General features: G+C 61.7%; 25 protein-coding genes. 12 read left to right on the top strand and 13 right to left on the bottom strand.

Going from position 1 to position 25,642, the window contains the following annotated elements:
- Position 1: 1 nt before the first annotated feature.
- The 11 genes from icmH to tssA are packed head-to-tail and all read right to left on the bottom strand — an operon-like array spanning position 2 to position 12,020.
- Complete coding sequence (icmH, locus tag NKI95_RS24710) at positions 2-1,324, bottom strand: type IVB secretion system protein IcmH/DotU (protein ID WP_352719896.1); 1,323 nt, start codon at positions 1,322-1,324, stop codon at positions 2-4.
- Between the two features lie 4 nt (positions 1,325-1,328).
- Positions 1,329-2,663, bottom strand: a complete 1,335-nt coding sequence (tssK, locus tag NKI95_RS24705; protein WP_352719894.1) for a type VI secretion system baseplate subunit TssK — start codon at positions 2,661-2,663, stop codon at positions 1,329-1,331.
- 39 nt (positions 2,664-2,702) lie between these two features.
- A complete protein-coding gene (tssJ, locus tag NKI95_RS24700; RefSeq protein WP_352719892.1) occupies positions 2,703-3,158 on the bottom strand; it encodes a type VI secretion system lipoprotein TssJ in 456 nt (151 codons plus the stop codon).
- A gap of 3 nt (positions 3,159-3,161) precedes the next feature.
- The gene (gene tagH / locus NKI95_RS24695) at positions 3,162-4,640 is read right to left on the bottom strand and encodes a type VI secretion system-associated FHA domain protein TagH (protein WP_352719890.1); all 1,479 of its coding nucleotides are present in this window, start codon (positions 4,638-4,640) and stop codon (positions 3,162-3,164) included.
- A complete protein-coding gene (tssG, locus tag NKI95_RS24690; RefSeq protein WP_352719888.1) occupies positions 4,637-5,704 on the bottom strand; it encodes a type VI secretion system baseplate subunit TssG in 1,068 nt (355 codons plus the stop codon). The genes tagH and tssG overlap by 4 nt, the downstream gene beginning before the upstream one ends.
- A complete protein-coding gene (tssF, locus tag NKI95_RS24685) occupies positions 5,668-7,542 on the bottom strand; it encodes a type VI secretion system baseplate subunit TssF (protein ID WP_352719886.1) in 1,875 nt (624 codons plus the stop codon). The genes tssG and tssF overlap by 37 nt, the downstream gene beginning before the upstream one ends.
- Position 7,543: 1 nt before the next feature.
- A complete protein-coding gene (tssE, locus tag NKI95_RS24680; RefSeq protein WP_352719884.1) occupies positions 7,544-8,299 on the bottom strand; it encodes a type VI secretion system baseplate subunit TssE in 756 nt (251 codons plus the stop codon).
- Positions 8,286-8,747 carry an Hcp family type VI secretion system effector gene (locus tag NKI95_RS24675; protein ID WP_023678576.1) on the bottom strand — a complete coding sequence of 154 codons (462 nt, stop codon included), beginning with the start codon at positions 8,745-8,747 and terminating at the stop codon, positions 8,286-8,288. The genes tssE and NKI95_RS24675 overlap by 14 nt, the downstream gene beginning before the upstream one ends.
- Before the next feature lie 46 nt (positions 8,748-8,793).
- The gene (gene tssC / locus NKI95_RS24670) at positions 8,794-10,296 is read right to left on the bottom strand and encodes a type VI secretion system contractile sheath large subunit (protein WP_352719882.1); all 1,503 of its coding nucleotides are present in this window, start codon (positions 10,294-10,296) and stop codon (positions 8,794-8,796) included.
- A gap of 2 nt (positions 10,297-10,298) precedes the next feature.
- Positions 10,299-10,835 carry a type VI secretion system contractile sheath small subunit gene (gene tssB, locus NKI95_RS24665; protein ID WP_352665767.1) on the bottom strand — a complete coding sequence of 179 codons (537 nt, stop codon included), beginning with the start codon at positions 10,833-10,835 and terminating at the stop codon, positions 10,299-10,301.
- Positions 10,836-10,841: 6 nt separating this feature from the next.
- On the bottom strand, positions 10,842-12,020 hold the full coding sequence (gene tssA, locus NKI95_RS24660) for a type VI secretion system protein TssA (protein ID WP_352719879.1): 1,179 nt from the start codon (positions 12,018-12,020) through the stop codon (positions 10,842-10,844).
- A gap of 337 nt (positions 12,021-12,357) precedes the next feature.
- On the opposite strand from tssA, the gene tssH reads away from it, so the two are divergent.
- From tssH to NKI95_RS24630, 6 genes are all read left to right on the top strand, one after another.
- The gene (gene tssH, locus NKI95_RS24655; RefSeq protein WP_352719876.1) at positions 12,358-15,108 is read left to right on the top strand and encodes a type VI secretion system ATPase TssH; all 2,751 of its coding nucleotides are present in this window, start codon (positions 12,358-12,360) and stop codon (positions 15,106-15,108) included.
- A 129-nt stretch (positions 15,109-15,237) separates the two neighbouring features.
- On the top strand, positions 15,238-15,471 hold the full coding sequence (locus NKI95_RS24650; RefSeq protein WP_352719874.1) for a plasmid stabilization protein: 234 nt from the start codon (positions 15,238-15,240) through the stop codon (positions 15,469-15,471).
- A 438-nt stretch (positions 15,472-15,909) separates the two neighbouring features.
- On the top strand, positions 15,910-16,206 hold the full coding sequence (locus tag NKI95_RS24645) for a nucleotidyltransferase family protein (protein ID WP_292655791.1): 297 nt from the start codon (positions 15,910-15,912) through the stop codon (positions 16,204-16,206).
- Between the two features lie 7 nt (positions 16,207-16,213).
- Positions 16,214-16,507: a HepT-like ribonuclease domain-containing protein gene (locus NKI95_RS24640; RefSeq protein ID WP_352719871.1), complete on the top strand. Its 294-nt coding sequence runs from the start codon at positions 16,214-16,216 to the stop codon at positions 16,505-16,507.
- Positions 16,508-16,686: 179 nt separating this feature from the next.
- Positions 16,687-17,784, top strand: a complete 1,098-nt coding sequence (locus NKI95_RS24635) for an AI-2E family transporter (protein WP_352719869.1) — start codon at positions 16,687-16,689, stop codon at positions 17,782-17,784.
- Positions 17,785-18,055: 271 nt separating this feature from the next.
- On the top strand, positions 18,056-18,265 hold the full coding sequence (locus tag NKI95_RS24630; protein WP_352719867.1) for a hypothetical protein: 210 nt from the start codon (positions 18,056-18,058) through the stop codon (positions 18,263-18,265).
- Between the two features lie 94 nt (positions 18,266-18,359).
- Here the strand turns inward: NKI95_RS24630 and NKI95_RS24625 are convergent, their stop codons facing one another.
- Positions 18,360-19,349: a Tim44 domain-containing protein gene (locus tag NKI95_RS24625; protein ID WP_352719945.1), complete on the bottom strand. Its 990-nt coding sequence runs from the start codon at positions 19,347-19,349 to the stop codon at positions 18,360-18,362.
- Between NKI95_RS24625 and NKI95_RS24620 the strand changes: the two genes are divergently transcribed.
- The 6 genes from NKI95_RS24620 to NKI95_RS24595 all read left to right on the top strand — a co-directional run bounded on the left by NKI95_RS24620 (position 19,288) and on the right by NKI95_RS24595 (position 24,560).
- Complete coding sequence (locus tag NKI95_RS24620; protein WP_352719949.1) at positions 19,288-19,608, top strand: hypothetical protein; 321 nt, start codon at positions 19,288-19,290, stop codon at positions 19,606-19,608. The two genes, NKI95_RS24625 and NKI95_RS24620, sit on opposite strands and share 62 nt — an antisense overlap.
- A gap of 79 nt (positions 19,609-19,687) precedes the next feature.
- Positions 19,688-20,407, top strand: coding sequence for a FadR/GntR family transcriptional regulator (locus NKI95_RS24615; protein WP_352719865.1), 720 nt, complete (start codon positions 19,688-19,690; stop codon positions 20,405-20,407).
- Positions 20,408-20,421: 14 nt separating this feature from the next.
- Positions 20,422-21,627, top strand: coding sequence for a mandelate racemase/muconate lactonizing enzyme family protein (locus tag NKI95_RS24610; protein WP_352719863.1), 1,206 nt, complete (start codon positions 20,422-20,424; stop codon positions 21,625-21,627).
- A gap of 39 nt (positions 21,628-21,666) precedes the next feature.
- On the top strand, positions 21,667-22,650 hold the full coding sequence (locus NKI95_RS24605; RefSeq protein ID WP_352719861.1) for a sugar ABC transporter substrate-binding protein: 984 nt from the start codon (positions 21,667-21,669) through the stop codon (positions 22,648-22,650).
- A gap of 195 nt (positions 22,651-22,845) precedes the next feature.
- Positions 22,846-23,826, top strand: coding sequence for an ABC transporter permease (locus tag NKI95_RS24600; protein WP_352719859.1), 981 nt, complete (start codon positions 22,846-22,848; stop codon positions 23,824-23,826).
- A gap of 2 nt (positions 23,827-23,828) precedes the next feature.
- Complete coding sequence (locus NKI95_RS24595; RefSeq protein WP_254819755.1) at positions 23,829-24,560, top strand: ATP-binding cassette domain-containing protein; 732 nt, start codon at positions 23,829-23,831, stop codon at positions 24,558-24,560.
- A 52-nt stretch (positions 24,561-24,612) separates the two neighbouring features.
- Here the strand turns inward: NKI95_RS24595 and NKI95_RS24590 are convergent, their stop codons facing one another.
- Positions 24,613-25,611, bottom strand: a complete 999-nt coding sequence (locus NKI95_RS24590) for a sugar-binding transcriptional regulator (RefSeq protein WP_352719856.1) — start codon at positions 25,609-25,611, stop codon at positions 24,613-24,615.
- Between the last annotated feature and the right edge of the window lie 31 nt (positions 25,612-25,642).

The following is a 25,642-nucleotide window of genomic DNA, read 5'->3' as shown; positions in this document are numbered from 1 at the left end:
CTCACAGCCTCTTTTCGACCAGCACCTCAACGCGCCGGTTCAGAGCCCGGCCCTCGCGCGTGCCGTCATCGGCCACTGGATCCGTGGCTGCCCGGCCCTCGGAATGGACGCGTTCCTGCGGCACTCCGTTTTGTACCAGCATGTCGGCAATGGTCTGGGCGCGAGCCTCTGACAGTCGCTGGTTGGTCGACAGCGGATTGGTTCTTTGCAGAGGAACGCTGTCCGTATGTCCGACCACAGTGATGTTGCCGATCAGGTCACGATTGGCGAGGATCACCTTGGCGATCGAGCCGATCAGCGGCTCGAATCCTTCCGTCAGTGTTGGCCGCGACGACTGGAATAGTTCGGGGTTGGAGGCCTGGATGACCAGCTTGGCCAGTGAAACGCTCTCCGTGCCGCTGAGAGCCGATCTCAGATTGCCCGGCGCCCCGGCCTCAAATTCGGGCAGCAGTGCAAAATCCACAGTCTCCGGCGGCGGGACATCGACCGTTGGCGACACGCGACTGATGTCGCCACGGGTCGGCGGCGGCAAGGCGCGGACCAGGGCCGAAAGCTCCACCGCCTGGCTGCTTAGTCCCATTGAGAGCCCGACATAGGTCGCGGTGGCGATGACCGCCGCGGCAAGGGCCATCACCCAGATCGGAACGATGAAGCGCTGCGGCTCGTCGGATGCGATTACGCCCTTCCAGTTCGGCGACAGCGGCGCATTCTCGGCGTCAGCATCGCGCAGGAAACGTGCCGCGGCAACCCGAACGGCATTGAGCGAGCGATCGCCCGAGCGGCCGGGCACGCGATACTTGCCGCGAAAACCCAGTGCCAGGCAGTCATACTGGAGTTCCAGCAATTCGCGATCTCGGTTCGGATGGCGTTCCAGTTCGTCGAGCCGTGTGAAGAACTGCGTGCCGGCGTCGACATCGCCGCGCAACATGACCACAAGCGGCTGACGCGGCCACGCGCTGGCCCCGCCCCAGGGCGTGTTCAGGGCCAGATCGTCGAGCAAGGCCGCCACCACCCAGGCTGCCTGATCGGCCCGTTCCATCGACGACCCCGCCGCCATTGCCGTGTCGCGTGCCCGAACCAGTTCTTCGAGCAGCCGAGTGCGTAACACTTCCGGATTCTCCGGTGGCAGCGCGCTTTCAAGCTCAGGCGCAAACTCGAGCAGGGGCGCGAAGGCGTTGACAAGGCCGTTCGGGTGGGTGCGCGAGCGTTTTACCGGCCCGCCCGGCAAGGATGCCGCCATCGGTCGCGGCATCGGCGTGCCGGTCAGCCTGATGCGAGTGCGTTCGCGATCCTCCGACAGCCCGAAAGGATCATCCCGGCTCATGGTTTCACCTGTTCACCGAATAGCAGTCCACCTGCGGTTCGCTCGGCAGCACACCCGAAACGCCAATGACGAAGCCTGGGGCACCGAGCAGCGATGCCCAGTGCTCGCTTTTCTGGTCGAGCTCAAGGCACAGCCGATCGCCGTCGTAAGGAATCTCGCGAGGTTGCGAATGAAGCGGTTTCAGCGGGATGCCGGGCAGGCGGGACTTCCACAGGCCTTCGAACTCATCAGCCGAGCCCACAGTCGCCTGGTTGACGAATATCTTGCGTAGCGCGTCCTCCGACAGTTCCGAACCGACCCGGATGACGATCCGGCTGGCCACCAGCAGCTTCGGATTGTCGATGCGGATTTTCCAAACATTGGTCGAATGGCGCATAACGGGCAGCGCGCGCGATTTCGGCTCGATGTAGCGCAGGCTCAGGATCAGTGAGCGCAATGCATCCGCCAGCGCCGAAAACGGTGGGCCGGGCGCCATGTGATTGTAAGCCGGCAGCTCGCCCAGTCGCCGCGCGCTCGAGCCGTAGGTCGCCATCGAACCGGCAAGCCCGGCCAGTTCCAGGTAAAGTTCGGCCGGATGGAAAACATCCTGCGCCAGCATATGGGCCAGTCGCGGACGCGCCGCGTTGGCGAGGTTGAGCATCAACAGGTCTTCGACGCTGCGCCCTGGCCCGCCCATGACCATCTTGCCATGCGCCTCGGCGATTTGGTCAAGGCCCGTGACGACTTCCAGAAGCAATTGCCGGTACCAGGCCACTGCACCAGTAACCAGGGCCGGTGGCAGGAACGTCTCGTCCAGCGAAACGCCGCCATCGGCACGAACCCCCTTGATGTCGGCTATAGGCAGGGCGGTATAGCCGCCGACCGATTTGCCGGGTGCAAGCAACAGCGATTGCGGCCGGGCGATTTCGATTTCTTCGGGGTCTGCACCGCCCTGGACGGCATCGCGCACCGAAACAATCCGTCCATGATAGCGCGCACCGCTGGGTGGCGCATGCGCGGGATCGAAGCCAACGCCGCCGGCCGGCTCGAGCGGCAAGGCGACCAGCACCGGGCCGGCGCCTGTATCCGAGGTGACCGGCAGCGGACGCGGCGCGTCCATCAGATCCGGAATGGAGAAGGGGGTTCCGTCCGGGAAAATGCCTCGTGCAGACAGGATCGAGATCTGGCCGGCATCGAGCAATGCCTTATCCAGGGTCAATTGCTGAAAGCCGAACGTATGCAGCTGGCCGGCCTGCAACGCGCCGCGCACAGTCGCCTCCAAGAAACGATCCTGCTGCTGGAAATGCTGGGTCCGCAGGAAAAGGCCCTCGGACCACAGCACCCTGTTTGCATCGCTCATCCGCCTACTCTCTGCATCGAGCTCCCCTTGCCTTGGCCGTCAGGCGGAAATGCCGCCGCTGCCGAGTGTGACATTGATCGTAAAGTTTGATCCGGGCGAAACCGATTTTGTCGTCCGCCAGTTTCGCCCTCCAGGCTCACGGATGAGTGCAACGAAGCCCAGGGCCGTCGCATCCGGTTCAACCGTAATGGTCTTGGTCGCGGTTTTTCCAGGCCCGACGGCAATCTGGTCGGATCCGATGAGATCGCCTGCCAGTGCCGAGCCGGCATCCCCCTGCAAGGCAAAGTAGTCGGCGGAATTGAACTTACCGGTGCTGCGCAGCCGCATGACCAGCACCGTCACTGGCCGATCGCCGCCGCCTGGTCCAGGGTTCATGCCGGCCGCCCCTGACAGCTTCACCGTGATGACCGACGGTTTTGGCGGCCCGGCGCTTTGACAGGCCGTAAGCAGCCCGGTCGCACCCAAGGCAACGATAAATTCGCGTCGATCGATCATGTCTTACTCCTCCTCATATGCATCACGAAAATCGGCGCCGATTTCGCCGAGAAAGCTCTTTTCCGCGCTCTCGGCGATTTCACGATGGCGTTTCTGGTAGAGCTCCCACAGCTTGGCGCCGCGCCCGCCTGACAACAGCGTGCCGATCGCGGAACTCGATTTCAGCTCTGCTTCGATGGCTGCCGGCTCAAAACGGTCGACCATCCGCCGCAAGGCGGCCTGCACGCCGCGCCAGGCGCGCACGTGATGTTGTGCCAGGTCGCGAACCGCATCCGCGATAGCCGCTTCGCCGGCGAGAAATCCGGGGCTGCGTTCGGCAATAAGCGTCACGATTGCGTCGTCGACCGTCGGAAGAAACTTGAGTGGATTGACTTCGGAGGCTCCGACCATTGTCTGGGCAACGCGGGCATTTCCCTTTTCTTCGGCACGCTTGCGCAGCAGCTGCATCAATCCTTCCATCATAAGCCGATATTCGCGACCGAACTTCTCCATCTCGGCGACGGCGTCGCGCCCGGGAAAATCGGCTTCCGCGATGCCCATGCCGCGCAGGAATGCGGTGCGAAGCGCCATGTCGGCGTGCTGCCTCGCGGGCGGCTGGCGGGCGGGGCTGGCGGCTGCGCCTGCCCGCATTGGGGGAGGGGCATCTGCCGCTCGCACGGGCAGGTCCCAGGGATTGGCCGCTTGCAGTGGTTGGGCGTCGCGCTCGCGCTGACCGGTCGAGCCCGCATCGCGTCCCGGGCTGGGCGCCGCGGCAGGCCCAAAACCGAAATCGTCATTGAATTCCGGCATCTTTGCCGTCGCGGGCTCCGTTGCGCCGTTCGGGGACGACATAGGATCGAGGCCGAATGGGTCCGCGCGGCTGGGTGTGCTGTCTGGTTCCAGGTAGGCGTCGGCGCTTTTTGACAGGGGCGTTGAAACCGGATCGAGGCTGAACGGGTCGTCGAAAGCAGGCGAGCTTCGCTGTCTGGAATTGGCGCGTTCGAACGCACCCGGGATCGGCTGCTCAAACGGGTTCGGCAGCTCGGCTGGACGTGGCCGCTGCGGCTCTTCTTCCACGGTGGCTGAAAAGAAATCGTCACGGCCGATGCTGACCGGCGCCCGAGACGCCGGCGGCAAGCGCTCCGGAACTGGCCCTGCGGCTGCTGCTGCTGTGGCTTGGGCGCTCGACGTCTGCAGATCGACATACACGATGTAATCGCCCAGTCTCAGCCGCATGCCATTGCGAAGACGCGCCGACTTGCCGGCGCCGAGCGGGCTGTCGGAGTCGTCTATGAACAATCCGCTGCTCGACGTATCAGTGACGAAATATCCATCGCGCCCACCAGTGATCCTGCAATGGGCGCGTGAAACGAACATGTCGGGATCGTCGATCTGCCAGCCGGCATCCGCGCTGCGGCCGATCACCAGTTCCCCCTCGTCAAGCCGGGTCTGCCGTACCGCCTGGGTGCGTGGCCCTTGCTCCAGCGTCAGCAGCAGACTCATGCCGCGACCTCCCCCCCTTCCTGCCGCCAGCCGACTAATGTCCGCAGCCGCATGTCGTCAGCATCGCCCCTTTCAGCGGGCCGCGCAAGCCACGCGGTCCGGGCGAGTTGCACGGTTCCAATACGCGGCGGCGGAACGGCATCGCGCGCCAGCACGATGCGCAGATCGACGTCGAGCGATTCGCCGACCATGTCGCTAACGGCCTGCTTGAACAATTTGAGGCGCTGACCACCCGGCAGGAACGCCTTGAAGTCTTCATAGCCCAGCGGGCCGACGCGGAGCTCGATCCTGCTTTGACGGTTGAAGACACGCGGACCGATCGTCGCTCCCCGACCGAGCCCTGCGTAGGCTTTGCCAAGGCGGGTCTGGAGCGCGGCTGGTATGGTCATCCAGGCAGCGATGAACTCCCTGATCTGGACCGGCACCTTGAACGCCTCAGCCAGGAACAGCGTCAGCCGCTCGGGGCCGTCGACCTGATTGGCAAGCGAAGCGGCCTGGCGCAGCTTAACGGCGTCCAGTTCGGGGTTGTGGGTGCCGGGAAGCCCTATTCCCGCCATGGCTTCAAGCATGGCGCGAACGCGCCCACCTACCGGGCGCTCGACCTGAACCGCCGGATGCGCATCCGCCCACGCCCTGTAATACAGCCCAATCATGCGGTTCTGAAGAATGTTGACGAAGTCCATGAAGGTCGTGTCGCTGGTCTGCTGCGCATCGGCGCCGGTGAACCAGCGTTGCGACAGGCGATCGAGCACCCAGCGCGTCAAATGCAGAGGCATCGGACCTTCAGGTCCCATCAGACCAATGTTTGCGACCGTAACCCGAGCGGGCGCTTTGTCAGTCGCTTCGCGGAATTCTGCCAAGTCCTTGGCGGAAAAGCTGAGACGAACATGCTGCCCGAGCCGCGAGGGTTCGCGCTCCGGCGGGCCTGAATAGCCGAACAACCCGCCTCTTCGTTCGAGTCGGCGCAACAGCTCGAAGAAGTCGAACGCATCCGACAGCTCTTCGGGCTGGTCCAGGCCAGGCTTGTCTAGATCAGGTAGCGATTGCCGGGCGTCATCGGCCATGGCACATCCTCCTGCTTCTGCAGCAGCCATGTGCGGGTTCGCACAAAGCCGTTTATTCCAGCGTGACGGGCAAACAGCCGTGCCAGCAGGGCCGAAAGCAGCAAGGTGCTCTGCCCCGCCAGGACAGACTGATCGACATGCAATGTCACCTCCGTGCCTCGTCCGAAGCACATCGGCCCATCGATCTGCAGTCGTTCGATGACGGACCGGGAGTCGATGCGCACGATCGAGTGCACATTGCGGGCGAGGTTCGGGTCACCCCTGTCGGCGTAGAGCTCAAGCAGCGCATGCAGCGGGTCGACGCCGCGCCCTTCCTTTGCAAGGCTTAGAAAGTTGAGCGCGAGCTGCGCTACAAGCCGCCAGGCGAGATTGTCGGCTCGCGATTCACCCGCCGCGCCCGCCGGCAGTGCTGCAGGGATGGCTGGGCGAGGCGGGCGCAATGCGCCGAGAAGCCGGATCATTTCGACCGGATCGCCGGCTTCCAGCGTCAAGGTAGGGTTGTCGTCAAGGATTGGCAGATCGCGGTTGGTGCAGAGCGCCACGATGTCGACGCGCTTCAGCGGCCGGTTAGGCGGATTTTCCGCTGGGCGTGAAATCGCCAGGAAAACGTCGTCGCCCGTGTATGAAGTGCGGGTGAGGCCGTCGCGCCGTTCCTCCTCCGTCGGGCGACGTGGGCGCCGTTCGGTGGAATAAACCCAACCGCTGCCGCGGTTCTGTCCCAGGCTGAAGAGCTCCGGGATTGCGGCGTCGCTCCCCTCGCTGTCGGCGTCCTCGACGCGGGTAACCCGATAGATTTCGAAGTCCCGCGCTCGCGTGCGGTCGGCATGCAGCACCTGCCGCGTCTTGCGCGGATCGAGCTCGACGACGTTGCACTCACGTTCGAACAGATTGATGATCGGCGTTGCGAAAAGTTCAAAATCGGCCGCCGCCAGATCGGCAAGTTCAGGCACCGGACGCCTGAAGATGAAGATGATCTCGAGCTCGGCTGTGCATCTGCGCACAATGGGCTGCAACCCCGAAATCCGAGCATAGTGAAAGCGCTCCGGCATCATGAAGTATTCGCGCAGAAGACGATATCCTTCGAAGGTCGGACGTGTACGAGGCATCAGAGCCTCGTCGTCGCTGATGCCGACCATTTCAGGTACCGGCAACGGCGATATTGGGTTGGCCTTGCCTTCCGGTCGTGCACCAACGGCTGAGCAGGCGCCGAAAATCGCATCGAAAAGCAGTGGTGCCTTGGTGCGCGCGGCAAAGTAAAGATCAAGCCGGTCGAGCGACAGTTCATCGAGCTTGCCTTTTCCAGTACGGGCCAGCGTGATGCGAAGCGCCGCCTCGCCATCCACACCGCCGAGCCGCGTGATGCCGGCTGCCGCCAAGGCGCTACGATCCTGAAAATAGCCGACCGAGGTAATGGCTATCGGCCACAGCGTGATGTCCTGGGCGGTGGTGAACGTGCAACGCGTCGAAAGGCCAGGCTGGAGGCTGGAAACCAGCCGCGTATTGCGCTTGACGACATGGCCCCCAATCATTGTCTGGACCTGCTGGCCGGGTTTGAGCACTACCATGGCCGTTGCCGGCGCCGGCGTGACAAGGTCAGGATAGAGAACATCAAGGACGGCGCGCGAGAAGCGCGAGCGTTCCGCATCGACCTTGAGCCGGGTCCGCGCGGCCAAGAAAGCAACGCCGTCAAGCAGCCGCTCGACATAGGGGTCCGGACAGGGGACCGTATCGAGTGAAAGGTTGCGCGCCACCGCCGGATGCATGTCGGCGAATTCTGCCGCGAGCGCACGGATATGGATCAGTTCCTCCTCGTAATATTCTACGAAGACCCGATCCATCTCAGGCTTCCCTAAATTCGGTCCGAGCCAAGCCGTTATCGAGATTGATCGTGGTGCGCAGGCGCATGCGTTCGGGCGTCGGCGTCATGATCAACACCGCATCTATCTCGATCTTCAGGCCCACGGTTTTGTCGCCAAGGGTTACCGTAACCTTTGTTGCACTGTCCTTGAGACGCGGCTCGAAGGTGGCAAGCACCGAGCGGATCTCGCGCGCCAGCGCCTCGCGATCGAAGTCGCGGGAGGAACGGCCCGAGAAGGAAGGCACTCCGTAATTAACGACGCTGCGACGCACCTCCGGAAAATCGGCGAGCGACGGCGGGTTGTCCGCGGCCTGTTCGCTTTCAAGGTCGGAAAGAAGCGGAACGGCCTCGAAGCGCTCGGTGTTGAACAAAGCCTCGACATCGCGCCGCACGGCTTCCTTGAGCACACGAGCCGACACCACCACGCCACGGCTTTCAATTTCAGCGCGGTGCTGGCTCTGAAAGGCCAGGCGATGGAGACGCCGCTTCTGGTCGGCCGTCAACTCCGCGTCGGCGTCGATGCGCCGCGCGCTGGCCGCAACAAGATTGTCCAGCCGCTCCGCGCCAAGCTCGTCCTGCAGTGCCTGGCGCAGCCCGTCTATCTCGGAGGTCATACCCGGCAGATCGTTTACGAGGCGGTCCCATAAAGAGGGCTGGACCGCTTCGCGCTTTGCTCGCGAGCTGCCGCTACCCAGCGACTTGTCCGCGCCGGGCCGCCGGGCCTCACTTGCCGACATAGACATCCATTTCGATTTCGTCGTTGTCGTCGTAGACGAACTTTATCTTTTTGTAGGCAAAGCTGACCTCTTCCTCGATCAGGTCCTCCTCATCCTCGGCCTGCGACATGTCGTATTCCATGATCGAGGCGTCGGTGAGTGTGACGACCAGGTAATCCTTGGTCTCGCCATCGATGGTCCGCCGTGCAGAAAACACGACTTCGTCCAGGGCCTTGTTTTCGAACAGCGCCTTTTTCAGGTAGGGCGAAGACTTGTCATAGTGCTTGGTGAACTTGATCATACCCAAGGACACACGACCGCGACGCGAGAGCGAATTTGGATCATAGGGCGCGATCATCTTGTAATCGACGCCATGGATTTCGATTTCGTCCTCATGGCCATCTCGAGTGCTTGGACCCTTGATATCCGGAACCTTTAGAAAGCCATCAATCTTCGTATTTGTGGGCATTGTCTTTCTCCACCGCTTTCAAAAACCAAGATGTTGTTGCTGCAAATCAAGTCTTTACGGACGGAAGTTCCGAAACCAGTCGGAGCGAGGCATTGATACCCTCCAGCTGATAATGCGGGCGCAGATAGAAGCGGGCATTGTAGTAGCCGGGGCGCCCTTCCACGCTATCCACCTGAACCTCGGCGGCGGCGAGCGGGCGCTTGGCGCGCGCCTTGTCGTCGGCAAAGGCCGGGTTGGCCAGCACATACCGGTTGATCCATTCGGTCAGCCAGATCTGCATGTCGGAGCGCTCCTTGAACGAACCGACCTTGTCGCGCGCGATCGCCTTGAGGTAGTGGGCAAAGCGCGAGACCGGGAAAAGGTAGGGCAGGTTGGCGCTCAGCCGCTCGTTGGCCTGCGCATCGGGGTCGACCAGCCGTCCCGCCCTTGTCTCGTCGTCCTGCAGCGAATGGGCGCCAATGAAGGCGGCGAGATCGGTGTTCTTTCGATGCAGGATGGGCATCAGGCCGAGCTTGGCCAGCTCCGCCTCGCGCCGGTCGTCGATGGCGACCTCCGTCGGACATTTCATCGCTATCGAGCCATCATCGGTCGGGAAGCTGTGCACTGGCAGGTTGAGGACCGTGCCGCCATTTTCGACGCCGCGGATCTGCGTGCCCCAGCCATAGAGCTTGTGGCTGCGGTTTATGTTCACGCCCATCGGGAATGCGGCGTTCATCCAGACGTATTTGTTATGATCGCCATGTACCTCCTCCTCGAAGGTGAAGCCCTTCACCGGAACGGTATCGGTGCCATACGGCAACCGTGCCAGAACGCGAGGCATGGTCAGGCCGATGTAGCGTGCATCCTCGCTCTCGCGCAGCGCCTGCCACGAGGCATAGGCGGGGTTGGAGACGATCTGCTGCAGGTCCTGCGGGTTCGGCAATTCCTGCCAGCTGTCCATGCGGAACAGGCGAGGCGACGCAGCTGCGATAAAGGGCGTGTGCGCTGAGGCGCAGATACCGGAGATGTTGCGCAGCAGACCGACGTCGCGCGGGTGGTTGGAAAATTCGTACGCACCAATCACACAGCCGATCGGCTCGCCGCCAAGCATTGAGTACTCGTCCGTGTAGACTTTCTTGAAGATCGGGCTCTGATCCCACATCTGGCCCTCATAATCCTCAAGCGTGTCGGCCAGCTGCTCCTTGGAGATGTTCATCACCCGGATCTTCAGCTTCTGATCCGTCTCGGTATTGTTGACGAGATACCACAGGCCACGCCATGTGCCCTCCATTTCGCGCACTTCCGGCGCGTGCAGGATCTCGTTGACTTGTTCGGAGAGCATCTTGTCGATGCCGGCGATCAGCGACTTGATCGACTTGATCGCATTCGACGAGATGGTCGTGGTATCGGAGCGCGTCTGCGCTGCAAGTGCGAGATTGCGCACCAATTGCTGGAGCTTTTCGCTGTCGTCCTTCTTGACCTTGAAATCCTTCTCGAGGAGCCCGCTGAATTCTCCAAGATCGATGGTTTCCGCCTCGGCGACGGCGGCGGTTTTTTGCTGTTCGGCCATGGTCATTCCCCTGCCTTGTCGTCCGCCAGTGCCTGGCTGGCGATCTTGCCAAGAAGCGGTTCATTGTTCAGCAGTTGCGCAATGCGCTTTTCGGCGTCGACGCGCCCGTCCATGAAGCCGAGAAGTTCCTCGAGTTGGCGGCGCATCTTGAGGATTTCGGCCAATTGTGGGACCTGCTCGGCAATCTTGTCGGGCGCGAAATCGCCCATCTTGGTGAAGGTAAGATCGAGCGCCAGTTCCTCGTCCCGCTCGGCGCCTTCAGCCTGGGGCAGCGTATTCTTCACACGGGCTTTGACGCGTGGTCCAAGTGCCTCCATGAAACGCGGAAACCGGTTCGCATCGGTCTCGACAAAGGAGCGGTCCAGCACCGACTTCGCCGCTTCCTTCGTCTGCGAAGCCCCCGAAAGGTCGGCCATGACGGCCATGACAAACGGCAGCTCGATGGTCGTTGGACTGCCATAGGTTTCCACGTCATAGGCGATCTGCACCCGCGGCGCGCGATTTCGTTCGATGACCTTGGCTTTGCTTTCGGCTGGCATTGCTTGCTACCTTTCATCCTTCTGAGCCGTCTTCTTGGCATCGGGAACGCCGGCAAGAAGCCGGAACTCCTTCAGTCCCGACGGGGCAAGATCTTCCATCAGTTCAACAAAATCCATATGCACCATCCGGCGAACACGGCGGGCGAGGTGGGGGATCGGGCTCGATGGTTCGGTGCGGTCATAAAAGGCGACGACGAGGTCCAGGCATTTCACCACGTCGTCGCGCGAAGAAATCCGGTCGGGGAGTCCGGTGCTCGAGTCCGCGTAGCTAGCCACACTTGCCATTGTATCGGCTCCATGACCGTTTCGGGCAGGCATTACCGGTTCTGCAGGCGAAGGGGACGGCTTTGCCGAGCCATTCGCCATCGCGCCGGCAGCCGAGTTGCGCTCGAGGGTTGTCAGCAAACGCTGCAGGAACCGTTTTAATTCCGGAATGGTGGTCCCGCCGCTGCCTTCAAGGCGAGCGTTGAGGGCTGTCTCGACCGCTTCCAGTGCCGCGACCGCCGCGCGCGCATCGGCGATGAGCGACTGCATTTCCTCATTGGCTTGATCCGCCTGTGCCGCGCACCCGGCACGAACCCGGTTCAACAGTTGTCCGTGCGCACTGACAAGCGCTGCCTTTTCGGCCGCATTCAATCCTGACGCTGCTTCTTGCAGCATGACGCGGTCGTCGAGCGCAGCGTGTTCCAGGTCGCGTCCGCTGATCGGCCCGATCGAGCGTGGCGCAAAGAAAGTCATTTGCCGCAGGTTGGCCAGCAGCCCGTCCTGACCATTTTGAAGATCGAGCAGCGCGTTGATGCGGCGCAAGGCGGCCTCGCGAGGCGACGTGTTGGGCCGCAGCGCCGGGTGCATGCTTTCCCAATGCTGGTCGAATGTCCGCCCAATAAGCGTCAGACCCTGCGCCAAGCCGGCCAGTCCCTGCTCGTTGGCCAGTGCGCGTGTGACAATTACAATCAGGCGCAGGTCGCGGCCACGCGCGCGCAATTCCTCGGCCTTGGTGAGCACTGCTGGCCAGTCGACGGGAATGGTGCTTTGCGAGACCGGCCTGTTGTTGCCGTCATGAACAACCTTGACCTGGGGCTCCGTCAGGCGCTCCAGTTCGTGAAACGCCGGATCGTTACGCAAATCCTCTCCCGACGGATTTTCACCGTCGAGCGGAGCAAGCCAGAGTGCGACGTCGATCACACCGATCCCCCAGTCACCGGCCCTGAGGCCGACCTGCCCCTACGTTATCACACGGTTGCGCTTTTCCACAATTCAGCGAGTGCGGAAAAAATTAACAAAAGCTAATGCAGCCTTGTCTTGATTGTGGAATCCGGGGGCGTGATTGGCGAGCCCTGGACCAGGAACGCGTCGTGCTGGGATGTCAGGACCCGCGTTGTTTGCGGCCGGCGATGCAGGATCTTCCACCAATGATGGGAGCCCGCATAATCGGGCATTGAAACCTTTGTTCATCCCGCACTTTGTCAAGCGGCTGCTTATGTGGCAGGTTACCCACTTGCAGAGTGCAGGAGCACGTTCGATGGAACAGCGCCGGTCATCGCAGAGTTTCAAGCGCAAGGAACTGGTCGGCAAGCTCAATCCTCTAGGGTTGCGCGCCTTCAAGGCAGCGGCCGACAGTGCCAAGCTGCGCGGCAATCCCTACGTCGAACTCGTCCACTTCATCGAGCAGCTGGTGCTCTCCGACCGCTCGGATGTGCAAATGATGATCGGCGATGCGGGACTGGATGCGAGCCGACTTACGGCCGATATGACGCGTGCGGTGGACAAGCTGCCTTATGGCGCAACCTCGATCGAAGAGTTTTCCGACCATATCTTCCACGCCATCCAGGAGGCCTGGAATCTGGCAACACTGGAATTCGGCGTGGAGGAGGTCCGCAGCGCACATGTTCTGCTTGCTTGCCTGAAGACACCGGTGCTGGAAGGCCTGCTGTCGAAGATCAGCGGCGAGTTCGACAAGATCGACGCCGACGCCGTCGTGGCGCGCTTCGCCGATGTCACGGAGGGCTCACTCGAAGCCGGCGCTGCGCCAACGGTCACCGCGACAGAGGCGCCGCGGCGGGCTCCGGGCGGGGATTCGGCACTGGCCAAATATGCCACCGACCTGACCCAGCGCGCCCGCGACGGAAAGATCGACCCGGTCGTCGGCCGCGATCCGGAGATCAGGCAGATTGTCGACATATTGATGCGACGGCGGCAGAACAATCCGATCCTGACCGGCGAGGCGGGCGTCGGCAAGACTGCAGTCGTGGAGGGTTTTGCTCTGCGCATCGCCAAAGGCGATGTGCCGCCTCCACTGCAGGGAGTGAGCGTGCGCATGCTCGACGTCGGATTGATGCAGGCAGGCGCAAGCGTAAAAGGTGAATTCGAAAAACGGCTGAAGGCCGTAATCGACGAAGTTCAATCCTCTGAAGCGCCGGTCATCCTCTTCATCGACGAAGCCCATACCCTGATAGGCGCCGGTGGTGCTGCCGGAACCGGCGACGCTGCCAATCTGCTCAAGCCGGCGCTGGCGCGCGGCGAACTTCGCACGATAGCGGCAACGACCTGGGCGGAATACAAGCAGCACATCGAGAAAGACCCGGCACTGACCCGCCGCTTCCAGGTGATAAAGATCGACGAGCCTTCGGAATCGGTTGCCATCCTCATGTTGCGCGGCGTGGCTGGCGTTCTCGAACAGCACCACAAGGTCCAGATATTGGATGAGGCGATCGACGCGGCGGTCGCCCTGTCGCATCGCTACATCCCGGCGCGGCAGCTGCCGGACAAGGCGGTCAGCCTTCTCGACACCGCCTGCGCGCGTGTCGCCGTATCGCAGCACGCCACGCCGGCCGAGGTCGAGGACATTATGCGCCGTCGCCAGGCGCTGGAGGTCGAGCGCGGCATTATCGGCCGCGAGGCTGCAATCGGCATCGAAGTGGCCGAGCGGCAGGCACGGGTCGAGGCCGGACTGGCCGAGACCGAACGCACGCTCGCAGCCGCGCAGCAGCGCTGGGAGCGCGAAAAGGCGCTGGTGGCCGAGATACTCGAACTGCGTGCCAGGCTGCGCGGTGACGGCGTGCCGCTCGATGCCGTGGAAGGGCAGGAGGCCGCCACTGAGACAGAGAGCGTCGAGGTGCCAGGGACCGAACAGTCCACTGCCGGGACGAAGGTTCCGGCGGCAGATGGTACTCCGCCTCCCGATCCGGCTGCCGATCTCGCTCGGCTGCGCGAACTGATGAGCGAACTGGCCGAGGCGCAAGGCGAAACACCGCTGATCCTGCCATCGGTCGATCGCAACGCCGTGGCGGCCGTGGTTCAGGACTGGACGGGCATCCCGACGGGGCGGATGCTGTCGAGTCAGACCGAGAAGGCGCTGCGGCTCGCGGCCACTCTGTCCGAGCGCGTTGTGGGACAGGATCACGCCATGGAGATGATCGCCAAGCGCGTGCAGACCAGCCGCGCCGGTCTCGGCGCTCCGGAAAAGCCGGTGGGTGTATTCCTGCTTTGCGGTCCCTCGGGCGTCGGCAAGACCGAAACCGCCTTGGCACTGGCCGAAACGCTCTACGGCGGAGAGCAGAACCTGATCTCGATCAACATGTCCGAATTCCAGGAGGCGCATACGGTCTCCACCTTGAAGGGCGCGCCGCCCGGATATGTCGGCTATGGCAAAGGTGGAATTCTCACCGAGGCGGTGCGACGCAAGCCCTATTCGGTGATCCTGCTCGACGAGGTCGAGAAGGCGCATCCGGACGTGCACGAAATCTTCTTCCAGGTCTTTGATAAAGGGATGATGGACGACAGTGAAGGCCGACGGATCGATTTCAAGAACACGCTGATCCTGCTCACGTCGAATGTCGGCTCCGAAGTCATCATGGACCGGACAAGGAACGGGGCGGAACGGGCAGGGCTCGACGAATTGGACACCGCGTTGCGCAGTCCGTTGCTGAAGGTCTTTCCTGCGGCCTTTCTCGGCCGGGTGGTGACCATCCCTTACTTCCCGCTTTCGGATTCGATGATTGAAGCGATCACTCGTCACCAGTTCGCCAAGATTGCTCGCCGGCTGCACGCAACCAACCATGCGGAATTGGTCATCGGCGATGGTGTCATGGATCTGGTCAAGGCCCGCTGCACGGAAATCGAGTCGGGCGGCAGGATGATTGACGCAATTCTGACCAACACTCTTCTTCCGGAATTGAGCCGCGGCGTGCTGAACCGGTCGCTCGCTGGTGAAAAGATGACGAAGGTGACGGTTGGCGCCTCAGCCCAAGGGTTTACCTATTCCTTCGAATAAGTGCGCGAATATTACGGGCGTCTCCTTTCGTCAGCTGTAGCGTTAATCGCTCATGCGGCAGCAAGCCAACACCACCCATCTTTGCTAGTAAGCCAAGTGGGTCTAAATAATGCCGCGAAGGAATCCGATATGACCGATCCACAGCTCTCAGTCCGTAGCGGCAAGGCGCGTGATCTTGCGCGCCGCCTGGCTCGCCGTCAAAATCGCACCATTGTGGACGTGGTCGAGCGCGCGCTCGAGTACTACGAGCTCCGAGAGGCCGGTCGTGAGCCTGCTTCGATCTTCTATCGGCGTCTTTCAGCGCAATCCGGTACAGACATCGATCTTGACGCAGTGATTCATGAAACCGGATCAGCCGGCTGAACGGCTGGAGCAAGGTTGCCCGACTGGCGCAGGCGTTTCGCAAACCGCATCTCTGACTGAAGAAGCTGCTCTGGCTTGCCGATTGATTATGGGTGCTGCTGTTCGCAAGAGGTGCAGCATAGCGGCATCCGCTGGTACAAAGGAAGATGCGCCGGCGCCGGTCAAGCACGGGGAAAGGGAGCGCCTACGGCAATATTTCCGTTCTCGCCGTAACTGCTGGCAGCTGATCTGATCCGTTCAGAGCCGGCCGCTGTCCAGCCCCGACGGTAGGCACGGCCTTTACGGGCTGCGGTCATCTTGCTGGCTCAGGTCGCGATGAACACGATGAACAATGACATCAGCTGCTTCGTTGGGGATTGCAGGCAGTGTGCTAAGCGCAGCCGGCACAGAAAGCGGGAAAAAGTGGATAAGTTGTGCTCGCTGATATGAGTTAAGGCCATGAACAGAGTGGACGCCATCAACAGGTTGCAGCGGACAGCTGATGCCGTGAGACGCATGGGCGCGACCGCGCTTTACCTGTTTGGGTCAACGGTTCGAGATGAAGCCGGACAAGGAAGCGATCTTGACCTTTTCATCGATTATGATCCCAAGAGCCGTTTCAATGCCTTCGATCTTGTGGGCATTAAGCTCCTTCTGGAGGATGAACTGCACGTCCCGGTCGACGTAACCACGCGGGATGGCCTGCATCCCCGGTTGCGGCCGCAAATCGAACAATCGGCCGTGCGCATCTTCTGAATGGCACGTGAATTCCGCCATGCCTTGGACGATACCCCTCGAGGCCATCAACGGGATTCAGGCCGCTGTCGCAGGCAAAACCGTGGCCGACTATCAAGGCGACTGGGTTCTCAAGCACGCTGTGCAGCGCGGCACCGAAATTATTTCCGAGGCCAGCCGGGGCTTGCCAGATGAAGTCAAAGCCCTCCAGCCGGACATCCCAGGGCGTCAGGTGCGCACGATCGGAAATGTACTGCGGCATGAATACCACGGCCTGGCAGACAATATCATCTGGGTGTGGGTGTTGACGAAGCCGCGTTGAAAACCGCCATTGAAGCCCTGAGAGAGCGGTTTGCTGATGAATAGGCGGCAAATCCCTGAATTGCCCTAAGCACCCTACGCTTGCGATTTCGCCATCCTGCCTGCACCGTAACCGGCAGCCGACGCTGCCCTTTTTTCAAGAAACCAATTAGGCTCGCTGGGCTTGCGAGACAGCGAAAGGTGCCTGATCTGAAACAGATGCCGGACGTGAAACAATTGAGATTGCTCGGCGTCCTCACAGCGGCGGCAATCGGTCTATATGTCTGCTATCTGCTGGCGTGGCCTTTTTTGCCGGCATTGACCTGGGCGCTGGTCCTGGCAATCATCCTGTCTCCGGCTCATCGATGGGTTGAGAGACGGGTCGGAAATCGAAACCTGGCCGCATTGATATCTGTAAGCGTTGCTGCGATTGCCGTCGGCCTGCCGCTGGTACTCGTCGCACAGCAGCTCGTTCGCGAGGCGGTAAACGGAGCCAATTATCTGCAGGAGGTCGTCCGTGGTTGGGACGCAGACGGCTTCATGTCTGACTATCCCACGCTTTCGACCGTTGCCCAATGGATTGAGAATCAATTCGATCCGGCCGGTTCGGTCGCGGCATTCGTACAATGGCTGACGGGACAAAGCACATCGCTGTTGCGTGGCTCCATCTATCAGGTCGCGATGTTCGGCCTGACATTTTATCTTCTGTTCTATTTTCTGCGGGATCGCCAACAGGGCCTGCAAGCCGTTGCGGGCCTTTCGCCCCTGCGCGCTCCCGAGACGGCACACGTCTTGTCCCGCTTTGCGGAGACGGTTCATGCAACACTGCTCGGCACCGTGTTCGTCGCCGCCGTCCAGGGAACACTAGGTGGTCTGATGTTCTGGTGGCTCGGTCTGCCCACGCCGGTCTTTTGGGGCCTTGTCATGGGACTTCTTGCCATCGTGCCTGTGCTCGGGGCATTCGTGATCTGGGTGCCCGCGGCGGTCTATCTCGCTCTGGAGGGGGCTTGGGCCAGCGCGGCGATATTGACCGTCTGGGGCGGCGTCATTGTCGGTGGCATCGACAATCTGCTCTATCCGATGCTTGTCGGGAACAGGTTGCGCCTCCACACGGTGGTGGCCTTTATCGGCTCGATCGGTGGCATCGTCCTGTTCGGAGCATCCGGCCTTGTCCTCGGCCCCGCGGTGATCGCCATCACCGTCAGCCTCATTGATGTGCTGAAGAATCGATTGACTGACCAGCTCGAGACGGCGCCGACGCGCCCTACCGAGTTACCGCACCAGTCCGCAACGGATTGAACAACGACAACCGTGGGGTGCTCGCCGTCACCTTACCCAAGCACATCGGAGGCTTGTTGGCTCGCGGCCCACTCTCCAAGCGCCTCTCACCTGTTCGACCGCGGTGCGCCCACAGTGCGGCGGTGGCATCCGCGGCGCCACGCAATGCCCTTATTCCACGTGACGGGCGTTTTTCTGTGGCTATCCAGCATGATCTTAGCAAACTTTAATGCAAATCTTGGAGGGGCGGTTCTATCGTTCGGCTGAGAACATCCGAGACGGAGAATTGGCCATGCCGATCCATCGAAAAGCCCAGACTGCTGGTATTTTTAATCCATCCGAGCTGGCGCTTCTGGGCCGGGTATTCGACGGGCTCAAGGGTGACTGTCAATCCGAGCATGAGCATGAAGCGCTCGCGTCGCGCATCATTGCAAATTACATGGCCGGAGTGATGGACGAGGCCGAACTGATTATGACTTCGAAGCTGCCACTGGGCCGATAGGGCGGCGCTGCTTCACCTCGGCTGACTGGGCTTCAAGCGCGCAGCCGGCAAAACTGAACAAGCCTCCTGGAGACATTCAATTCAGGCAAGCACATCAGCCAGGCTGCTGGATCGCGGCGAGCTTCCAGTCCCCGCCGTTCTGGCGCATGAAGGTCCACAGTTCGGTTGTCTCCGTCGGCTGATCGGGCTGGCCCTGGACGATCTTGCCGCTTACGCGATCGCGGGTCACGTCACGAGATTCATAGCGCAAAGCAGCGGTCGCGTAGTCGCGATCACCCTCCCGCCAACTTTCCGCAATATCGGCCTCCAACAGGCTCACATCCGATACGTCGTTCCTGACGCCCTTTTTGGCGTTATCGGCAAGTTCCTCGGACAGATAGGAGACCATTTCCGGCGTCGCCAGCCGGCGCAAGGCAGCATGGTCCTCGCGCCCGAATGCTTCCTGAACTTCCGTCAGCCGCCGTTGGAACGTGTCGAGATCGGTTTGGGTGAGTGTGATCTCATCGGAAGCATTGTCTTGGCTCGTTCCGCCATATCCTGACCCAATACCTGGAGTGGGGAACGCTGTGGCGTTGCTCGGCTCAGGCCGGGCTGCTGCGCTTCGCCCAAACGTCCCCGTACCCCGCGAGGCACCGGCCATAGCGGGCGCCGGGCTTTGCGCCCCCTGCGAGCGGAAAAAGCGGATCGCCAGCATGATCGCGCCGCCGATCAGCAGTACTTGGAGCAAAAGACCCAACATGCCGGCCAAGCCGCCGAACCCATGGCCCAGTAGAACGCCGATCAAACCGCCAAGAAGCAGCCCCCGCATAATCGATCCGCCGAGGCCGTTGAAGAAGCCCGGGCGCTGGAATGCCTGCGGCTGACGGGCCGCATTGTTCGTTGCGGCATTCGGCGTCATCGAGCGCTCGACCGGTGCGGCCGGTTGCGGCGCAACTCTCGTCGGCGGGACCGGCTGGAAAGTGCGCATGCCGCGACTGCCGAAGCTGCCGCCACGACGCGCATCGGCGTGATCCACAGCGACCATGGAAAACGCCAGGAACAACCCTGCAAACAAAACTGCAAACCGTCCTGAACGCGAAATCAGCATAGGCAAGTCCTCAAGTGACACTCTGTCCACCCATATGGGGTGGGTCGATCGAAATATCAGTGAATCATCCGCCGAGATATTTTCGGACGGCACGGTCGGCCGCCCGCCGGTGTCTTCCTACTCAAGCGAGATGATCGCCTGTCCGATCACGCAGGCGCCCCGCACCCGGCCGACCGGCATCGGTCGCGTCAAGAGCATCGGTCATGCAAGCCTCTGGTCATCGGTCTTTCCGGCGATGAGGCCGACCAGAGCTTGACATACAGCTTTCCTAGGTACTATCAACACATCTGGAAAACCTGCCATACAGGTTTGCCCACTCCTGAACTGGAGATTGCGTGAGCACGGCCGTATCCGCAAAACATTCCGACGCTGCGAGCCTGGTCAGCAATACGATCGGCGAGATCACGCGCCATATTCGCGCGCATGAACTCGGGCCGGGCGACCGGCTGCCCAGCGAGGCCGCGCTTTCGAGACAATTGAGCGTCTCGCGTACCGTGGTTCGCGAGGCCTTCAGCTCGCTCGCCGCCATGCGGCTTATCGACCTGAGGGCAGGCAGACGGGCTACCGTCGCCGAGCTGGATTATGGCGCCATGTCGCTGGTGATCGAGCATGGCGTCCACACCGAGCAGATCACGGTGCAGCAAATCTACGACGTGCGCCGCACGATTGAGACCCGCACCGCCATGCTGGCGGCCTTGCGCAGAACAGCCGACGAAGTGGAAAGGATCAGGACCCACGCGCTCGCCATGCGCGAGAATTTCCAGCGGCCGGAAGAGGTCATGGAGCACGATCTCGCCTTCCATCTCGAAATCGCCAAGGCTGCAAAGAATCCGGTTTTCAGCCTCATCGTCGGCGCGTTCGAGCGCGTATCGCGCCAGACCTGGCCGATCGGCTGGCGCAGCCGCCCTTCGGATGCCGAGCAGTTGGAGATGATCCAGATCCATATCGAACTCGCCGAAGCAATCGAGACCGGTGATCCCCAGTCGGCTCGTGACCTGATGGCGAGGCATTTTGACGAGAGCGTCAAGGCCCTGCTGGCGGCCGGCATCGCCTGAGGAGCGGGCGCGCAATGAAGATCACGAAACTGGAAACGCTGCGGCTCAAGGAGCGGCCCAACCTTCTCTGGGTTCTGGTTCACACGGACGAGAGCCTCGTCGGACTGGGCGAGACCTTCTTCATGGCTGAGACCGTCGAGACCTATCTGCACGAATACGTCGCGCCGTGCGTGATCGGGCGCGACCCCTTGCAGATCGATCTGCTTGCCGCCGACCTCGTCGGCTATCTCGGTTTCCGATCGACGGGCGCGGAAGTCAGGGGCAACTCCGCTTTCGATATCGCGCTTTGGGATCTGTTCGGAAAGGCGACGGGTCAGCCGATCGCACAGCTCCTCGGCGGTTTCACCCGGCACGAGATCAGGACCTACAACACGTGTGCCGGAACCGAATACATCAAGAAGGCCACCGGGCAGAAAACGGCCAACTACGGGCTCGATAAGGCCGGCGACGCCTATGATGATCTGAACGGCTTCCTTCACCGCGCCGACGAACTGGCGCATTCGTTGTTGGAGGAAGGCATCACGGCCATGAAGATCTGGCCCTTCGATATGGCCGCCGAGAAAACGCGCGGCCTTTACATATCGCAGCCCGACTTGAATTCCGCGCTGGCACCATTCGAGAAAATCCGCAATGCGGTCGGCGACAAGATGGACATCATGGTTGAATTCCATTCAATGTGGCAGCTGCTGCCGGCCATGCAAATCGCTCGCGAGCTTGCGCCCTACAAGACCTTCTGGCACGAAGATCCGATCAGGATGGACAGCCTGTCCAGCCTGAAACGCTATGCCGAGGCGTCGCTGGCGCCGATATCGGCTTCGGAGACGCTCGGTTCCCGGTGGGCCTTCCGCGACCTTCTCGAAACCGGAGCGGCCGGTGTCATTATGCTCGATATCAGTTGGTGCGGCGGGCTCTCGGAAGCGCGCAAGATCGCTGCCATGGCTGAAGCATGGCACCTGCCGGTCGCGCCACATGACTGCACCGGTCCAGTTGTGCTCGGCGCATCGACCCACCTGTCACTGAATGCGCCGAACGCGCTTGTCCAGGAGAGCGTCAGGGCCTTTTACAAGACCTGGTACCGCGACCTTGTGACCGCTTTGCCGGAGGTGAAGAACGGCATGATCACCGTGCCTCCCGGACCGGGCCTCGGCATGGAACTGAACCCGGAAATCGATCGCGCCTTCACGGCGCTTCGACGGGTGACCGACGCATCGACTCTCTGAAAATGAACCTGAAGCAGCTTTCTACGGAGGAGGAGAACCATGAAGAAGCTACTTATCTCGGCAGCCTTGGGAGCAGTACTGGCTGGAGGCTCGGCAATCGGCTCACGCGCCCAGGAGCCGATGAACATCGTCTTCACGCATCATTCGTCGGCGTCGAACCCGTTCTGGCAGGCGGTGAAGAAGGGGTTTGACGACGCCTGCGCCAAGATCCAGGCCAATTGCCAGATGGTCTTCACGCAGACCGAAGGCTCGATCGAGCAACAATCGGCCAACATGCAGGCGGCACTCGCGGCAAAACCGGACGCGCTGATCACCTCGATCGTCGACAACAATGCCTTCGACCAGATCATCGCCGACGCCCGCGCTGCCGGCGTCACGGTCATCGCGTCCAACGTCGACGACACCGAGGGTGCAGCCGGCAATGCCCGCCAGGCTTTCATCGGCCAGGGCTTCATTCCCGCCGGCTACGAACTCGGCAAGAAGATGTCCGAGTTCTTCCCCAAGCAAGGCAAGATCAGGGCGCTCGTCGGCGTCTCCGCGCCCGGTCAGAACTGGTCGGAACAGCGAGCTGCCGGCGTCATGAAGTTCCTTGAGGAATACAAAGCCGCGAATGCCGGACGCGAAGTGGTCATTGAACGGCTCGACACCGGCACAGATGGCGCCGTCGTCGCCGATCGTGTTGGCGCCTATCTGTCTGCCCACCCCGACACCACGGTGTATTTCGACACCGGCCTTTGGCATGCCTACGTCGCCCAGGTACTGATCGATCGCGGCATAGAGCCGGGCAAGGTGCTGATGGGCGGCTTCGACATCGTCTCGGAGGTCCTGCAACAGATGGAAGCGGGTTATATCCAGGTCCAGGTCGACCAGCAGCCCTACATGCAGGGCTTCATGCCGGTGATGGAAGCCTATCTCGCCAAGAACGTCGGTCTGCTGCCGGCAGACATCGACACTGGCAAGGGCATCATCGTCAAGGAAGACGTGCCGAAACTCAAGGAACTGGCCGCGCAAGGCGTGCGGTAGGCGCGAAGCCGGCGTCCTCTCTCGTTCTTTTCGCGGAGAGGGCAAGGGGGAGGGCCAGGCAGCACGGCCTTGGGCGTTGGCTCTGTCCCATCCTCCAACGGCATCTCCCCGTCAAAGGCGGTAGAAGACAGACTGCCGCCATCCCCCTTGCCGATGCGACAAGCCAGCGCAAACAATCCTAAGCCGGAGCGAATGATGAAGCGCTTGATGAAGATTTATCTGGAGAAGCCGGAGCTTGCGGCGGTTGTGTTCCTGCTCCTCCTCCTCCTCGTCTTTCAGATTCGCTCGAACGGCGTATTTTTGAACACGCAGAACGTGCGGGGAATGCTTGGGCTGCTGCCTGAAATGGGGCTGGTCGCGATCGGCGTGACCCTGCTGATGATATGCGGCGAGTTTGATCTTTCAGTGGGCTCGGTCTTTGCGCTGACCCCGATGACCATGGCGGTGATGCTCGCGGCAGGCGTGCCGTTCGCGCCGGCCTTTGCCGCAGGCCTCGCGATCGCCGCCCTGATTGGCTTCTTCAACGGGTTCATAACGATTCGTTTCGCGATACCAAGCTTCATCACCACGCTTGGCTTGCTGTTCATCGCGCGTTCGCTAACGGTGGTAATCTCCGGTGGCTTCCCTCCTGTCATCCCAGCTAACGCTCTGCCCAAATGGCTGTTTACGATCTATGTCGGGCCGGGCGACCTCTTTCGCATGTCGTTCTTCTGGTTTGTCGCCGTGGCGATCCTGGTGACGGTGCTCCTGTCGCGCACGAATTTCGGCAACTGGGTGCGCGCCACCGGCGGCTTTCTGCCCGCCGCGCAGTCGATGGGCATCCCGACGGCCCGGGTGAAGGTCGCCTGCTTCATGATCTGTTCGGTGCTCGCCGGTTTTGCCGGCACCATTCAGGTGATGCGGCTCGGCGCGCCGCTGCCCTCGATCGGCGAGGGGCTGGAGTTGCAAGCCGTATCGGCTGCCGTCATCGGTGGTGCCTCGCTGGCTGGTGGCATCGGCACCATCTTCGGCGGCATCATCGGGGCTGCCCTTATCCGCGTCATCGACAACGGACTGGTGCTGAGTCAGGTTGACGCCAACTGGTTCAAGATGGCAATCGGCTTTCTGACTATCTTCGCGGTCGTCATGAATGCCTGGCTTCGAAAGCGGGGCAGGGCAATGAAGGTGGAGACCTGATCATGGCGGCACCCATCATCGCGATCAAGGGACTCCAGAAATGGTATTCCGGCGTCCACGCCTTGAAGAACGTCACGCTGGACATCTACCCAGATGAGGCACTGGGCCTCGTCGGCGACAATGGCGCCGGCAAATCGACGCTGATCAACATCCTGTCAGGCACCCAAAAGCCCGATGGCGGCGAGATCAGGATCGAAGGCGAACCGGTCCGCTTCTCGAACCCGCGCGACGCCATGGATCGCGGCATCGAGACGATCTACCAGTATAATTCGATGGTCCCGACCATGACCATCGCCCGCAACGTTTTCATCGGACGCGAGCCGGTGAAGGGCTCGGTTTTCGGCATCGGCATCCTGGACCAGAAGCGCATGCGTGACGAAAGCGTCAAAGCGATCGCCGACGTCGATCTGCATCTGAGGTCGCCCGACGCGCTGGTCGGTGAACTGTCGGGCGGCCAGCGCCAAGGTGTGGCGATCGCCAGGGCCATGCACTTCAAGTCGAAAGTCATGATCCTCGACGAGCCGACCAATCATCTTTCGGTGAAAGAGACGCGAAAGGTGATCGGCTTCGTTCGCGCCCTCAAGGCCCAGAACATCACCAGCGTCTTCATCAGCCACAACATGCATCATGTTTTCGAATGCTGTGACCGGGTCGTTGCCATGGCGCGCGGCGAGATCGTTCTCGACAAGCGGATCGGCGAGACTTCGATCGAGGAAATCCACGAGGTTCTGTGACGTGAAGAAACGATCACTCGCGGGCCGCTCTGCTGGTAGAGGTCAGTCTGCGCTACGGCTTTTCCGCAAGGACCGCCTCAGCGGTTTTCTCGTCGGTGATCAGCACATCGACGACTCCGAGATGCAGTACGGCGCGCAGCACCGGAACCTTGTCGAGGCCGCCGGAGGGCAGGATCACAGTGTCGACGTCGCGCAGATGTTCGGGGGCGAGGCCGATGACGCGACTGTTTAGCGGGTGATCGACGAGTTGTCCGTCGGCGCCGATCCAATGGCCGCAAATATCGCCGACCGCTCCGGCTTCGCGGAGCGATCTGAGATCATCGTCTCCTACCAGTCCGATCCGAAAGATGGTGGCGTCCTTGTGCACCGCGCCCACCGAAACGAAAGCGGCGTCAACGTCGCGGGCATGAGTGAAGGCGTCTTCCAGAATGGACTGGCGCATAAGCAGGTCGCGCGTGGCCTCGGTGTCCGTGAACACCGGTGCTGCGATGTAGAAGCATTCCGCATCGAAAAGCGCCGCGAGCCGCGAAGCGATCTCGTAGATGTTGATCGCCGATCCACGCGTGAGGCCGCCAAGCAGGGAAACGACCGACATCCCTTTGACCGGGCGCACGGTCACTGACCGCAGGCTAAGCTGGAGCGTCCGTCCCCATCCCACGCCCACCGATATTCCGTCATGGATTCTAAGCGACAGGGCTTCACCGGCAGCGGCTGCGATGACCTGTGGCACCAGGGCAGGATCGGGCGGTGTCGGAACCACGATTGGTTCGGAGACGCCATAGGCGTCCCGCAGCCGGTGCTCTAGCTCGATGCAGTTCGCCACCTTGGAATTGATGCGAATCTGGACGATCCCCCGCTGGCGGGCATGCGCCAGCATCCGGTTGACGCGAAGGCGTGTCAGGCCAAGAGACTTGGCGATTTGCGCCTGGGTGAGGTCACCGACGTAAGCAAGCCAGGCGGCGCGCACGAGCAGGCCTTCCTCGCGATCGGCCGTGACGGAACTCGTTATGGCTTGGCGGCCGTCGCGTTTCTTTCGTGCTGGTTTCTCCATCAGATCATCCTGTCCACTCCGCGGCAGCGGG

It is taken from the genome of Mesorhizobium sp. M0306 (assembly GCF_040321655.1).
Classification (GTDB): Bacteria; Pseudomonadota; Alphaproteobacteria; order Rhizobiales; family Rhizobiaceae; genus Mesorhizobium.
The sequence above is the reverse complement of the archived record's forward strand: the minus strand, read 5'-3'. Positions and strand labels throughout refer to the sequence as shown.

What these genes read in the sequence shown, in the direction of transcription:
- icmH (WP_352719896.1), bottom strand. Translation starts at nt 1,324, where the DNA reads ATGAGCCGGGATGATCCTTTCGGGCTGTCGGAGGATCGCGAACGCACT.
- tssK (WP_352719894.1), bottom strand. Translation starts at nt 2,663, where the DNA reads ATGAGCGATGCAAACAGGGTGCTGTGGTCCGAGGGCCTTTTCCTGCGG.
- tssJ (WP_352719892.1), bottom strand. Translation starts at nt 3,158, where the DNA reads ATGATCGATCGACGCGAATTTATCGTTGCCTTGGGTGCGACCGGGCTG.
- tagH (WP_352719890.1), bottom strand. Translation starts at nt 4,640, where the DNA reads ATGAGTCTGCTGCTGACGCTGGAGCAAGGGCCACGCACCCAGGCGGTA.
- tssG (WP_352719888.1), bottom strand. Translation starts at nt 5,704, where the DNA reads ATGGCCGATGACGCCCGGCAATCGCTACCTGATCTAGACAAGCCTGGC.
- tssF (WP_352719886.1), bottom strand. Translation starts at nt 7,542, where the DNA reads ATGGATCGGGTCTTCGTAGAATATTACGAGGAGGAACTGATCCATATC.
- tssE (WP_352719884.1), bottom strand. Translation starts at nt 8,299, where the DNA reads ATGTCGGCAAGTGAGGCCCGGCGGCCCGGCGCGGACAAGTCGCTGGGT.
- NKI95_RS24675 (WP_023678576.1), bottom strand. Translation starts at nt 8,747, where the DNA reads ATGCCCACAAATACGAAGATTGATGGCTTTCTAAAGGTTCCGGATATC.
- tssC (WP_352719882.1), bottom strand. Translation starts at nt 10,296, where the DNA reads ATGGCCGAACAGCAAAAAACCGCCGCCGTCGCCGAGGCGGAAACCATC.
- tssB (WP_352665767.1), bottom strand. Translation starts at nt 10,835, where the DNA reads ATGCCAGCCGAAAGCAAAGCCAAGGTCATCGAACGAAATCGCGCGCCG.
- tssH (WP_352719876.1), top strand. Translation starts at nt 12,358, where the DNA reads ATGGAACAGCGCCGGTCATCGCAGAGTTTCAAGCGCAAGGAACTGGTC.
- NKI95_RS24650 (WP_352719874.1), top strand. Translation starts at nt 15,238, where the DNA reads ATGACCGATCCACAGCTCTCAGTCCGTAGCGGCAAGGCGCGTGATCTT.
- NKI95_RS24645 (WP_292655791.1), top strand. Translation starts at nt 15,910, where the DNA reads ATGAACAGAGTGGACGCCATCAACAGGTTGCAGCGGACAGCTGATGCC.
- NKI95_RS24630 (WP_352719867.1), top strand. Translation starts at nt 18,056, where the DNA reads ATGCCGATCCATCGAAAAGCCCAGACTGCTGGTATTTTTAATCCATCC.
- NKI95_RS24620 (WP_352719949.1), top strand. Translation starts at nt 19,288, where the DNA reads ATGGAAAACGCCAGGAACAACCCTGCAAACAAAACTGCAAACCGTCCT.
- NKI95_RS24610 (WP_352719863.1), top strand. Translation starts at nt 20,422, where the DNA reads ATGAAGATCACGAAACTGGAAACGCTGCGGCTCAAGGAGCGGCCCAAC.
- NKI95_RS24605 (WP_352719861.1), top strand. Translation starts at nt 21,667, where the DNA reads ATGAAGAAGCTACTTATCTCGGCAGCCTTGGGAGCAGTACTGGCTGGA.
- NKI95_RS24600 (WP_352719859.1), top strand. Translation starts at nt 22,846, where the DNA reads ATGAAGCGCTTGATGAAGATTTATCTGGAGAAGCCGGAGCTTGCGGCG.
- NKI95_RS24595 (WP_254819755.1), top strand. Translation starts at nt 23,829, where the DNA reads ATGGCGGCACCCATCATCGCGATCAAGGGACTCCAGAAATGGTATTCC.
- NKI95_RS24590 (WP_352719856.1), bottom strand. Translation starts at nt 25,611, where the DNA reads ATGGAGAAACCAGCACGAAAGAAACGCGACGGCCGCCAAGCCATAACG.